Source organism: Paenarthrobacter sp. 4246 (assembly GCF_040546855.1).
Classification (GTDB): Bacteria; Actinomycetota; Actinomycetes; order Actinomycetales; family Micrococcaceae; genus Arthrobacter.
In genome coordinates this window covers 1-12,795 of record NZ_JBEPOP010000002.1, presented here as the reverse complement: position 1 = coordinate 12,795, position 12,795 = coordinate 1, and the positions used below count along the sequence as shown (strand labels likewise).

Below are 12,795 nucleotides of genomic sequence, written 5' to 3'. Positions count from 1 at the left end.
CTCACTTCCCGCGTGCTTAAACCGAACGCTCACTCACTTGCCTCCAGCAAGTGAGTGAGCGTCCGTGAATATCGACTGCTATGTGAGAGACCGTTTAGTGGACGAGTTCTCCGGCGTCGGCCTTCCTGCGGTCGCTGCGCTCCAGCTTGGCGCCTTCAACATCGACGTCCGGAAGAACACGTTCCAGCCACTTGGGCAGCCACCAGGCCTTCTCGCCCAGTAGGTACATCACAGCGGGAACGATGGTCATGCGGACGACGAAGGCATCAATCAGCACACCGAAGGCCATGGCGAAGCCCAGCGGCCGGACCATCGTGAGGTGGCTGAAGATGAAGCCGGAGAACACACTGACCATGATGATCGCGGCGGCAGTGACCACGGCGGAGGCATGGCTGAAACCGGAGCGGACCGCGTGTTTGGCGGACTCGCCGTGCATAAATGATTCCCGCATGCCGGAGGTGATGAATACCTGGTAGTCCATGGCAAGACCGAAGAGCACGCCGATCAGGATGATGGGCAGGAAGCTCAGGACGGCGCCCGGGTTGGCGACGTCGAAGATCCCTCCGAGCCAGCCCCACTGGTAGACGGCAACTACGGCACCGAAGGCAGCAGCGAGGGACAGAAGGAAACCACCGGTTGCCAGCAGGGGCACCACAATCGAGCGGAACACCAGGAGCAGCAAGAGCAAGGACAGCCCGACGACGATTGCCAAGTACGGCGGCAACGCGGCTCCGAGCTTGTTGGAAACGTCAATGTTGCCCGCGGTTTGTCCGGTCAGGCCGATTTCCACGTCGAGGTCGTCGCTGATCACAGCACCCTTGGCTCGGAGATCGGAGACCACCTGCACGGTGCCGGCGCTTGCGGGGCCTTCCTTCGGGATGACCTGGAACACTGCGGTGCGGCGGTCTTCGCTCAGGGCAATCGGTACAGCCGCGATGACGTTTTCTACACTGCGAAGTTCGTCCGCGACATCGAACTGCTTGTTCTTGGCGTCGTTTTCGCTGAGGCCTTCAGGGAATTCGCCGACGACGACGATCGGGCCGGTGACGCCTTCGCCGAAGCTGCTGCGGGTGAGGTCATAGGCCTTGAAGGCCTGCGAATCGACCGGCTCGGAGCCGCCGTCGGGAAGTGCCAACCGAAGCTGGGAAGCCGGCAACGCAACGGCTCCGAGAAGGACGACGCTGAGGACTAAAGCAACCCACGGGTGACGCGTCACCATGCCGCCCCAGCCCCCGCTGCTTCGCTTCTCTTCGAGTTCGCGATCGGCAGCTTCGTGGCCGGGCTCAGCGTTGTGCTTGGCGGCCTTGGCCCAAGCGCGCTTGGAGATCAGCCTGCGGCCGATCAGCGCCAGGACGGCTGGCGTCAAGGTCAAAGCGACGACGACGGCGACAGCAACGGTCGCTGCGGCAGCAACACCCATCACTGCCAGGAACGGCAGGCCGGGAACCACCAATGCCGCCAAGGCGATGATGACGGTGAGACCGGCGAACAACACAGCGTTACCCGAGGTGCCGGTGGCCAGCGCCGCGGATTCCTCGGCGTCCATGCCGGCCAGAAGCTGGGTGCGGTGTCGGTTGACGATGAACAGGGAGTAGTCAATACCAACCGCGAGGCCGAGCATCAGGGCAAGCATCGGGGAGATGGAGCTCATGTCGATGACGCTGGTCAGTGCGAACGTTCCGCCGACACCTACAGCTACGCCGATCAGGGCCATCAGGAGAGGAAGCCCGGCAGCGATGAGTGTTCCGAGCATCAGGATCAGGACCATGGCCGCGACTGCGACGCCCACGATTTCAGCAATGCCAAAGATCTCCGAGACGTCCTCGGTGATTTCCTTGCTGGCGTAGGCCGTAACGCCGGCGGATGAGACTCCGTGGACGATCTCCTGGACCTCTTCGCGGACGGCGGGGTCGACCGCGTTGATGGAGGTCTTGAACTGGACCTGGGCTACCGCTGCTTTGTTGTCGCTGGATACAAAGCGGAGGCCTTCAGAGGCTTCGAGCTGACGCTTGCCAAGAGCCAGCGTGGCGGCGCCGTCGGCAGCCTCCTTGGCTCCGGCGTCGAGCTTTTCCTTACCGGCAGCAAGTTCTGCGCGCTGCGGAGCCATTTGCGCCTCAATCTGCGCGGGTGTCAGGCCTGAGGCGGCCAGTTGCTGTTCGGCCCCGGCCAGTTGGGCCTCACTCGCTTCAATCTGCGCACGGGAAGCGTCTAGCTGTGCCTTACCCTCAGCGGCCTTGGCTTCACCGGCTGCGATCTCGCCGGCGGACTTGTCCAACTGCTCCTGCGTGGTGAACGGGTTCACCGTCCCCTGCACGTCCGGCATGGCTTCAAGCTTGGTCAGCGCATCGGCCACTGCGTCCTTCTTGGCTTGGTCGAATCCGCCGTCCCCGGCATCGAAGACCACGCTTGCGGAGCCTCCCGAAGAATCAGGGAGCGCTTCCTTGAGTTTGTCGGCCATCTGCTGGGTTTCGGTGCCTGGGATGGTGAAGTTGTTGGACATGGTGCCGTGGAAGGCTGCGGCCGAGCCGCCCACTGCCACCATGACTGCCAGCCATATGGAGATGACCAGCCAGCGGCGCCGATACGAAAACTTGCCGAGACGGTAGAGGAACGAGGCCATGTCAGAACCGATCTGTGGTGGTTGGAACGGAGGGGAAGGCTGCTGAAGCGTGGACAGACGCGTCCGACGGCGGCGCAAAGCCGGCGCCGAGGAGGCCCATCGCATCGATGAGGTGCTGGCGAAGAACCGCGAGGGACTCTGCCGAGAGATCCGGGCCGCGATCGGCGAACCAGACGGTCATTGCGGCTTTGCCGCAGGAGATCACTGAACCGGCCAGTGCGTGGAGATAGAGCTCACTGATGCCGGCACCGAGCCTGCTGCGGGCGGCGTCAATGATCTGCTCGGTGCAGTGCTCCCAGGCTTCAAGCTCGGAGCGGGCCAGCTGGCGGTTGTCCTGGGTCAGGCTGAACAGTTCGGCCATGGGCGCCACGGACATGGGATCGGCCAGCGCCATGAGTGCTGCCTGGGCGGATTCGAGAATTGACTCGTCCGCCGGGCGTAGCCGGAACTGCTCCAAGGCGTGGTCCATGAAGCCGTCGGCAACGGATGCCAAGGCGGCCTCGAGGCTGGGGAAGTAGTTGAAGAAGGTCCGCCGGGAAACGCCTGCGCTGGCTGCGATGTCCTCGACGGTGAAATTGCCGGAACCGTTGCTTCGCAACAGATCCAGGGCCGCGGAAGCGATGGAGCTGCGGGTGGCCGCCTTGTTGAGTTCACGCCTGGAAGGGGCGGCCGGCTCGGAAGGGGACGACTCCGCAGCGGCATCATGGGTGCTGGTTTGGGTCACATACTTACACTAAGTGCAAGTTTGCACTCTGCGCAATTTGAGCGTGCCCGTGCCCCTGATACGCAAAGTCCCGCCCTCGTTCGCTCAGGTCACCGCTGGGCGGCGAGGAGACGAAGGAGGGCGGGACCTTTGGGCTGATCCGACTAGAACTGGTGAGGCTGGGCCGGGGGAGTCTGCGGGGTAAATTGCTGCTGCTGGGCGGGCTGCTGGGCTGACTGCTGCGGCTGTGTCGGCTGAGCGGGCTGTTGCGTGGCCGTCTTGGTCAGATAGACCGACTGTCCCGTAGCTCCGGGTTCGCCTTCACCCAACGGCAGGACATACACGGCGGTGCCGTACGCGCAGACTTCGGTCCAGTTGGTGCCCATTTCAGAGGTGTCGAACCGCATGGCGACGATGGCATTGGCGCCACGTTGCTGCGCTTCATTGACCATGCGTGCCATAACTTCCTGGCGGCTTTCATAGAGTGCCTTGGTCATTTCGGGCAGTTCGCCGCCGCCGAGGGAGCGGAAGCCGGCCAGCATTTGCGAGCCGATGTCCCGTGAGCGGACGGTGAGGCCCATGACTTCGCCGAAGACGGCGTCGATCCGGTGGCCCGGGATTTCATTGGAAGTGACGATCAACATGGTCCGAGCCTATCCAGAGTTGGCCCTTTAACGGGGAAATCCCCCGGGGAGAACTCCCCGGGGGATTTCCCCGTTTCAAAGGGACTGAAATTAGGCCTTCGAGTCGGCCAATTCGCGATGGTCCGCTTCGGCTGCTGCCTTGTCGGCGGCGTACTCGTCGGCAAAGGCTGCACCGTTGCGGGGTGCGTTGTACAGCGATTCATCCAGGATGCCCTGGCGCTTGGCCACGATGGCCGGGACAAGTGCCTGGCCCGCCACGTTGACGGCGGTCCGGCCCATGTCCAGGATGGGGTCGATGGCCAGCAGGAGGCCGACGCCGGCCAGCGGCAGTCCCAGCGTGGACAGGGTCAGCGTGAGCATGACGACGGCGCCGGTGGTACCGGCGGTAGCGGCCGAACCAAGGACGGAGACCAGAACGATGAGCAGGTACTGGCTGAAGTCAAGGTTGATGCCGAAGAACTGCGCCACGAAGATGGCTGCGATCGCCGGGTAGATCGCTGCGCAACCGTCCATCTTGGTGGTGGCGCCCAGCGGCACGGCGAAGGAAGCGTAGCCGGAGGGGACGCCGAGGTTCCGTTCAGTGACGCGCTGCGTGAGCGGCAGCGTGCCAATGGACGAGCGGGAAACGAACGCCAGCTGCACGGCCGGCCACACTCCGGAGAAGTACTGCTTGATGGAGAGCCCGTGAATGCGAACCAGAATGGGGTAGAGGACGAAGAGCACCAAGGCCAGGCCGATGTAGATGGCCGCAGTGAACTTGCCCAAAGAACCGATAGTGTCCCAGCCGTAGATGGCCACAGCGTTACCGATCAGTCCTACTGTGCCCAGCGGAGCGAGGCGGATGATCCACCACAGGACCTTTTGGATGACGGCCAGCGCTGAAGCGTTGAACGTCAGGAAGGCCTCGGCCTGCTTGCCAACCTTGAGGGCAGCAACACCGATCGCGATCGCAATGACCAGGATCTGCAGCACGTTGAAGTTGACGGCAGTGCTGACGGTGGTGGCAGCGTTGGCGCTCTCGGTCACAGTGGAGCTGGCGCCGAGTCCCAGGAAGTTCTTCGGGAAGAGGCCGATCAGGAAGGCCCACCAGTCACCGGTCTTGCCAGCGTACTTGGCTTCTTCTGTAATGCCGGTAGCTGCGCCCGGCTGCAGGAGTACGCCCAGGCCGATGCCGATCAGAACCGATACCAGCGAGGTGATCGCGAACCAGAGCAGTGTGTTCCATGCCAATCGGGCGGCGTTGGACACCTGGCGCAGGTTGGCGATGGAGCTCACCACAGCGGTGAAAATCAAAGGTACGACGGCGGTCTGCAGCAAGGAGACGTAGCTGGAGCCGATCGTCTGGAGAGTAGCCCCCAGGGCATTGGGGGCGGTCTTGGTGCTGCCCGTGTACTTGGCGATGAGGCCAAGGATGAGGCCCACAATGAGGGCTGCGATGATCTGGACGCCGAAGGAACCGGCCCACTTGGGGAGCCGGAAGCCGCTCTTGCCAGCTGCTGGGGAAGTGTTGGTTGAGGTGCTCACCGGAACACGTTAGGTGCAGTGCCAATAACATAGCGAACGGACGTTGAGAAATGTTACGTGCGCAAAAGTTATTCCCGCGGTTTTGTGACGTTGATCTCAGTCGAGGGCGTTCGGGCCGGATTGCAAGGCCGTGGATCCCGTCTTTGCGGTCGTGGTCGCTGAGCAGCGGACTCGCATGCTGGCGTATGTTGCCACGGGGTGCGGAATGTCCGTTGGCGTTGCCCCCGTTCGGTTTCTCTGTTTGTTGGATTTATTCCGTGGTGTTGCTAGTTTGGGGGCGTCTGGTTGCCTGGGCTGGTTTGGCTTGGGTGTTGCGATTGTTCTTATTGGGAGGAAAGTTCTATGTCGCGTGTGTTGTCTACTGAGCAGGCCAAGGCTGCTATTGGTCAGGTGCAGTCGATTATTACTGGTGGGTTTACGGATCAGATTTCTGCGTTGGATGCGCAGGGTCGTGTGTTGTCGGATCCGAATGTGTGGGATGGTCCGTTGGCTGCTGAGTTCCGTGGTTCGACGTGGCCGGAGACGAAGGCTGCGTTGGATAAGGCCAAGGAAGAGCTGGAGCAGTTGCGGGGTCAGTTGCAGAAGATCTCGCAGGATATTTTCTCTGCCGGTGGCGGGGCCTGATTCTTTTTTTGGTGTGAGTGTGGGGGCCGGGTGATCGTGCTGCGTTGATGCGTGGTGTGGTTGCCCGGCCGTTGCACTGTGTTGTTGTGGTGCGGGTTTTGTCCACCCTGTTGTGGTGCGGGTTTTTGTGGGTTGTTGGGTTTTGTTCGCGTTCTTGTTCTGTGGGGGGCTGTGGTTGTGACCGAGTTCGTTGAGATGCCGTTGTTGCCGGATTCCGATGCTGCCCATGGTGGCCGGTTTGTGTATGGGGTTGCTGAGTCGGTGAAGGGTGCTTTTGAGTCCGCAGCGTCGCGGGTCCAGGAGCATTCGGGCTCGCGGACGCCGTTGGTGACCGGGGCGGGGGAGGATTTCCGGGGGCATTTTTCGGAGGTGTTCGCGGCGAACGCGGTGACGGCGTCCCGGGACGCGGAGTCCTTGGCCTCGGCGTTACGGACGGTGGCCGGGTATGTGGGGACCATGATTTCCGAGGCGCGGAACGAGGATGACCGGCGCCGGGAGAACAACGAGTGGGTGCGGCGGCATAACAACCGCAATTGGCTTGAGCAGTTTGGTGACAGCCTTTGGGGTGAGGAAGCCCGGCCGAATATGGAGCCGGGGAGTGCGCCGTCGTTCCCTTCGGAAGCCCCGGTACCGGGGTCGCGGCAGACTCCTCCCCAGGGTGGCGGGTATGGGGGCGGGACGTCCTCGGCCCGTCCGGAGTCGTTGCGGAGTTTCGCTGCGGGTTCCCGTGGCCTGGATGACGGGATCGCGTCGGTGCCGGGGTCCTTGGAGGGGGAACTGTCCTCGTTCGCGGACCGGTGCGGGTGGGGCCGGATCGACGCTGCTGGTGTGGTGACCGCGTTCCGGGAGTATTTGCGGTTGAACGACGCTGACGCGGCGTGGGCGGTGGTGGTCGCGGACGCGTTCGCTGCCGCCGGCAGCGAGGGGGCGGTTTCGACCCTGTCGGACGCGGCGGTGAACGAGGCGTTGGCCGCGGCGGGGGTCTCGGGGACCCGGACCGGGCTGGTCATTGACCCGCCCACGGCGGCCGGGGCGATGCCCTCGTCCGGGTACGCGAATGATCCGGTGAACACGGCCACGGGGAATTTCATTGAGCCGGAAACGGATCTGGGGTTCGCCGGGGCGGCCGCTGACCTGGCGGTCACAAGGATGTATAACTCCCTCGGCTCGGGCCTGGACACTGTTGGGGTGTTCGGTCCGGGGTGGGCCTCGGTGCTGGACCAGCACCTGGTCCTGACTGATGAGGGGTGCCGGTGGGTGATGGCCGACGGGCGGGCGGTGGACTTCCCCCGTGAGGGTACCGGCTGGGCCCGCGCCGTCGGGGAGAATTACTGGCTCACCCGCGAAGATGCCAGCACACCGTGGTTGGCGGAGCTGACCTCCGTGCCTGAAGGCGTCGGAGAGGTGTTGGTCGTGGCCGATAACCAGGGCGCTTGGTGGGCTTACACCACTGCCGGGGTGTGGCTCGGGACCGGGGCAGGACCCGGCCGGACCATCTCCGCCCACCGCCAAGAAGGTATCGACGGCGGTGGGTCGGGGACGGTTAACCGGTTGGTGCATGTGCGGGGCCGGTTCGTGGAGATCGACTACGTCGACGGGCTGGTGGGCGTGGTTCGTTCATCGGATGGGCGCCGGGTTGAGTACGGGTACGACGCCGAGGGCCGTTTAGTCACCGTCGGCACGGAGACCGGCACCCGTACGTATGGGTGGAACGAGGCCGGCCTGATCGCTTCGGTGGTTTCTGCCGCGGGGGTGGTGGAGGCCGAGAACACGTATGACGAGTCCGGCCGGGTCATCCTGCAGGTCACACAGCATGGGCGGCGGACGAGGTTCGCGTATTTACCGGGCCGGGTCACGGTGGTTTCGGACGAGGACGGGTCGCGGTCCAATTCCTGGGTTGCTGATGGCAAGGGCCGCCTGGTGGGGGTGCTGGACGCGGAGGACCGGCGCCAGTCCATGTCCTATGACGCGCACTCGAATCTGGTGTCCTTGACTGAGCGTGACGGCGCGGTCACTGTCCACGGCTATGACGCCCGGGGCCGGAAGACCCGGACGGTGACCCCGGAAGGGGCGGACCTGAGCTATGGGTGGGACGACCAGGACCGGATCACCACCTTGGTGACCGCCTCCGGTGCGGTCATGGCCTATGAGTACGCCGATGACCTCTCCCGGGACCCGTCCGTGGTGGTGGACCCGCTGGGTGGCCGGACCGAACTTCAGTGGCGGGACGGGCTCCTGACCCAGGTCACCGACCCTGTAGGGGTCACCATCGGTTTTGAGTACGACACGTTCGGGGACCTGGTCGGGACCCGTAACGCAGCCGGTGACACCGCGAGGATTGTGCGGGACCAGGCCGGGCGCCCGGTGACCGCGGTGACCCCGTCCGGGGCTGAGACCCGGTTCAGTTATGACGACGCCGGTGTGCTGGTTCGGCGCCAAGATCCGGATGGGGCGGTGTGGGCGTTTGAGCATGACCCCGCGGGCCGGACCACCGCGATGGTCGCCCCGGACGGGGGCCGGACCGAATTCCAGTACGCGGCCAATGGTGAACTGGTCCGCACCACCGACCCGCTCGGACGGGTCATCGAGCGGGTCTTTGATGAGCTCGGGAACCTCACCGCCGCGGTGCTGCCCGACGGCGCGTCGTGGGGGTTCACCCATGACAACCTCTCCCGGCTCGTGGGCATCACGGACCCTGCCGGGCATGACTGGGTGCGGGAGTACGACACGGTCGGTGCCCTCACCGCCGTCGTGGATCCGACCGGGGTCCGCACCGCGGCCGTCACGGACCGGGGGACCGGGACCGCGACCCTGACCGACGCCTTCACCACGAATACCTACAGTTTTGATGAGTACGGCCGCCCCACGAAAATCGAGTCCGTGGATGGGTCCGCGGAGCTGGTGTCCTATGACGGGGCGGGGAACCCGGTCGAGTTGGTTGATGGTGAGGGCGGGTTGACGGTCCTGGGCCGCGACATTGCCGGGAAGATCACCTCGATCACCTCCCCGACGGGGGCGGTGACCCGGTTCGAGTACGACCATTGCGGCCGACCGTTCCGCAGTATTGATCCGGTCGGGGCGGTCACGGAACTGTCCTACGACGTCGATCAGCGCCTCACGGCGAGGAGACTGCCGACTGGTGAGGTCGAAACCTTCGCCTACGACGCGTGTGGGCGGTTGACCGCGAGGCATACTCCGGGGGAGGGGACGGCCCGGTATGGGTATGACCGGTGCGGGCGGCTGAGTTTCGCCCAGGATTCCTGGTACGGGACCCGCCGCTTCGAATACAACCTCGCCGGGGAACTGACCGGGACCATCAACGGGGTGGGTGGCAGGACCCGGTTCGAATACGACACCCGCGGCCGCCTCACCCGCATCACCGACCCCACCGGCGGGGTGACCACCCGGACGTACACGGCCACGGACCAGGTCGATAGTGTCACTGACCCGCTCGGGAGGGTCACGACCGCGACGTATGACCCGGCGGGCCGGCAGCTGTCGCAAACGGACCCGGACGGGCACACGACCACCTGGGCCTACGACCCCGCCGGACGGGAAGCGACCACGTCGGTGGACGGTGCACTGATCGCGGCCATCACCCGTGACCTTGCCGGCCGCAGGGTGGTCATCACCGACCATACGGGTGGGGCCGGGTATGCGGTGGAGCACGAACTGTGCTTTGACCGGCGCGGACTCCTCACCAGCCGCACCAACGGGACCAGGACGCTGAGGTGGGAGTACGACGGTGACGGGAACCGCACCGGGTTCACCACCCCGGCCGGCACCACCACCCGCTACACCCGCGACCCCGCAGGCCGGGTCACGGCCGTGTCGAACCCGTTGCTCGGGGACGCGGCCTTCACCCACGACCCCTCCGGGCGGATCACTTCCGCGACCGCGGGCCAGTACACCCAGGAATGGGTGTACCGGGACGGGGCACTGGTCGAGCACATCCGCACCCACACCGATAACCCCGGCGTAGCTGATGTGACGCTCATCGGTCGTGAAGACGGCGGCAGGATTACCGGCCTGGCCCGGAACGGGGTCGTGACCCGGTACGGGTACGACACCGCCGGGCAACTGATCACCGCAACCACCAGCACGACCAGCGGCAGCGCGGGGGCCTCGGCTTCGGTGGTGGGGTGGGTGTACGACGCCGGTGGGCGGCTTCTCCGCGAAACCACCCCCACCGGGGCGCGCACGTTTGAGTATGACGCCGCGGGGCAGCTGTCGTCCGTGACGGAACCTGATGGTTCGGTCACCGAGTACGTGTATGACGGACTGGGCCGCCGGGTCAGGGTGATCGACCCGGGCGGGTCCTGGACCGAATACGCGTGGGGACCCACCGGCTACCTCACCGGAACGATCGACAAGGACCGGGACGGAGCCGAGGTGTCCCGGCACCGACTCCACGTCGACGCGCTCGGTGAACTCGCCACCGTGGACGGGACACCGTTGTGGTGGGACACCGCCGCACCCGTGCCGAACCCTGGCCGGTATCAACACCACCCAGGTGTTGTCCCTGCCCGGCGGTGTCACCGGCATCGGGGACGCGTGGACCGCGCCCGGGTGGCGTGCCGCCCGCCCGACCGACCAGCACGACCCCTGGGCCGTCCTCGGCACCCCCACCACCCCACACCCCACCCCCGGAACCACCACAACAAACGGTGCCGGGCTGGCCGGTGCCGGTGCCGGTGCTGGTGCGGGTTTGGGTGCCGGTGGTGTGTTGCCAGCCGGTATCGCCCTGACCGCAGGCGGTGGGATCGACATCGCCGGACTCGAATGGCTCGGCAAACGCGCCTACGATCCGGCTACCCGGGGCTTCCTTTCCACCGACCCTCTCGCCCCTGTCCTCGGCGCGGGCTGGGACGGGAACCCCTACGCCTACGCCGGGAACAACCCCCTCAACACTTCTGACCCCACCGGCCTGCGACCCCTGACCGACGCTGACCTGAAAGCCTACGACGGCTCCTCCCGCGGCGCCATCGCCGCAGCAGGAGACTGGCTCGGCGACAACTGGGAATATTTGGCCGGTGGCGCGATGGTGATCGCCGGCGGTGTGTTGATGGCTACCGGTGTTGGTGGGCCGGTTGGTTTGGCCTTGGTTGGTGCGGGTGCTGACACGATTATTCAGAAAGCGACCACCGGTTCGGTCAATTGGGGGCAGGTGGCGTTGACGGGTGCTGTTGGTATGGTTGCGGGGCCGTTGGCTGGGAAGGTCAGCAGTGCTGTGACTGCAGGGCTCGGTCGGGCTGGTACGGCGGTGAGTACGCAGTTGCTTCCTGCGATGGGCCGTGCTGGCTCGGTGGTTGCGACGGGTGCGGCCAGGGCGGGATCTGCTGTGTCGGCTGTCGGTTCGCGTGTTGGGACTGCGGTCACTGCGGGGGTGAACCGCGTCAGTGCCGGTGCGGGGAGTTACTTGTCGCAGTTGTCGGCCCAGCAGATGGGCCGGGCCGCACTGACCAATGGAATATCGGGGGGCCTGGGCAACACAGGCATGTACCTTGTACAGCGGTCTCCGAACGAGTGGAAACCCGAGGGCGTCTTAGGAGCTGCAGGTGGCGGTATCGTGAGCGGCGCCCTGGGCTCCCAAGCGGGCTATTTAGCCCAACCGCTGTCAGGTCGGTTCTCATCGTTCGTTCAATACGGTGTCGGCGCGGGAGGATCACTAGCTGGCGGCTCCGTTGATCATGCGATTCGTGGTGAGGGCTACGGGGCCGCGGAGATGGTCTATGACGGCTTGGGCGGGGGGCTGCTTACACGCTTCCCAGGGGCCGCGGAACTGAGTCCCAATCCAGGCTGGATGACTCACAGCATGGCAGCCTACGGCGGAGCGCATGCCGGGGCTATCGTTGAAAGCGTGAAATTTGTGGGCAATGAAGTTGTAAAGCAAGGAACAGGGGCGCCACTGTGGTAGATGATGAGAATGGCGCAAAGGGAAATTCGGAGGCAGAGGATGATTTCACGGATGAAGATCTGCGATTGGGAAGGAAAGCCTGTAAGTATATAGACATACTTTGCGTGATTGTCGCACTGCTATGTGTAGGTATTGCAGTGTTTGTTTTCGCTCACGTCCCTTGGGATACACGAATGCCCTACGACGGAAGGTTTGATCGCTCTGGCAATGGGATTCCAATGCAGATGGCCATGCTCATTGTGTTTGTTGTGCTCTTCCTCTTTTGGCGGTCCGGTAGAAAGCCCGATGCGCACCGGATGCGAAAAGGATCTCGCATCGGGACCTACATTCTAGGAACAGCGATGATCATGGCATGTCTTGCTGGTCAGTGGGTTATGGGTCAGTCCATCCTCGCTGCTGGTGGTTACTTTGGAAGTTAGTATTTCTTTCCATTCTGTGGTGGCGTGAATTTTCCGGTCTTGGGTGGAGACGGCATCTCGTTGAGGTCGCTTTCCGGGTTTGGTATGGGGTGCGCTGCTGAGTCTGCCTCTACTGCTCGCCGGGAACAATCCCCTCAACACTCCTGACCCGACCGGGTGCGGCCCCTGAATGACGCGGACTTGAAAGCCACGACGGCTCATCCCGCGGCGGCCTCGCCGCAGCAGGAGACTGGTGGAAAGACAACTGTGAATACGTCGCCGGGGGGGGGGGGGGGGGGGGGGGGGGGGGGGGGGGGGGGGGGGGGGGGGGGGGGGGGGGGGGGGGGGGGGGGGGGGGGGGGGGT

The 12,795-nt window shown here is 64.6% G+C and carries 6 protein-coding genes and 1 pseudogene; 3 read left to right on the top strand and 4 right to left on the bottom strand.

Annotation, left to right across the window (positions count from 1 at the left end):
• Nucleotides 1-94 precede the first annotated feature (94 nt).
• The 4 genes from ABIE35_RS02830 to ABIE35_RS02815 form a co-directional block, all read right to left on the bottom strand.
• Complete coding sequence (locus ABIE35_RS02830) at nucleotides 95-2,620, bottom strand: MMPL family transporter (RefSeq protein WP_354512363.1); 2,526 nt, start codon at nucleotides 2,618-2,620, stop codon at nucleotides 95-97.
• A 1-nt stretch (nucleotide 2,621) separates the two neighbouring features.
• On the bottom strand, nucleotides 2,622-3,344 hold the full coding sequence (locus ABIE35_RS02825; protein WP_354512362.1) for a TetR family transcriptional regulator: 723 nt from the start codon (nucleotides 3,342-3,344) through the stop codon (nucleotides 2,622-2,624).
• 143 nt (nucleotides 3,345-3,487) lie between these two features.
• A complete protein-coding gene (locus tag ABIE35_RS02820) occupies nucleotides 3,488-3,967 on the bottom strand; it encodes a YbjQ family protein (protein ID WP_354512361.1) in 480 nt (159 codons plus the stop codon).
• 90 nt (nucleotides 3,968-4,057) lie between these two features.
• Nucleotides 4,058-5,491 carry a dicarboxylate/amino acid:cation symporter gene (locus ABIE35_RS02815; RefSeq protein WP_089594257.1) on the bottom strand — a complete coding sequence of 478 codons (1,434 nt, stop codon included), beginning with the start codon at nucleotides 5,489-5,491 and terminating at the stop codon, nucleotides 4,058-4,060.
• A 342-nt stretch (nucleotides 5,492-5,833) separates the two neighbouring features.
• Between ABIE35_RS02815 and ABIE35_RS02810 the strand changes: the two genes are divergently transcribed.
• From ABIE35_RS02810 to ABIE35_RS02800, 3 genes and pseudogenes are all read left to right on the top strand, one after another.
• Nucleotides 5,834-6,115 carry a hypothetical protein gene (locus ABIE35_RS02810; RefSeq protein WP_026547649.1) on the top strand — a complete coding sequence of 94 codons (282 nt, stop codon included), beginning with the start codon at nucleotides 5,834-5,836 and terminating at the stop codon, nucleotides 6,113-6,115.
• A 195-nt stretch (nucleotides 6,116-6,310) separates the two neighbouring features.
• A pseudogene (locus ABIE35_RS21180) lies at nucleotides 6,311-8,875 on the top strand (DUF6531 domain-containing protein); the annotation flags it as partial.
• A gap of 1,963 nt (nucleotides 8,876-10,838) precedes the next feature.
• On the top strand, nucleotides 10,839-12,032 hold the full coding sequence (locus ABIE35_RS02800) for an RHS repeat-associated core domain-containing protein (RefSeq protein WP_354512360.1): 1,194 nt from the start codon (nucleotides 10,839-10,841) through the stop codon (nucleotides 12,030-12,032).
• The last annotated feature ends 763 nt before the right edge of the window (nucleotides 12,033-12,795 follow it).

Bases quoted from the DNA above. Each gene is read 5' to 3' on its own strand.
- ABIE35_RS02830 (WP_354512363.1), bottom strand. From the start codon at position 2,620: ATGGCCTCGTTCCTCTACCGTCTCGGCAAGTTTTCGTATCGGCGCCGC.
- ABIE35_RS02810 (WP_026547649.1), top strand. From the start codon at position 5,834: ATGTCGCGTGTGTTGTCTACTGAGCAGGCCAAGGCTGCTATTGGTCAG.
- ABIE35_RS02820 (WP_354512361.1), bottom strand. From the start codon at position 3,967: ATGTTGATCGTCACTTCCAATGAAATCCCGGGCCACCGGATCGACGCC.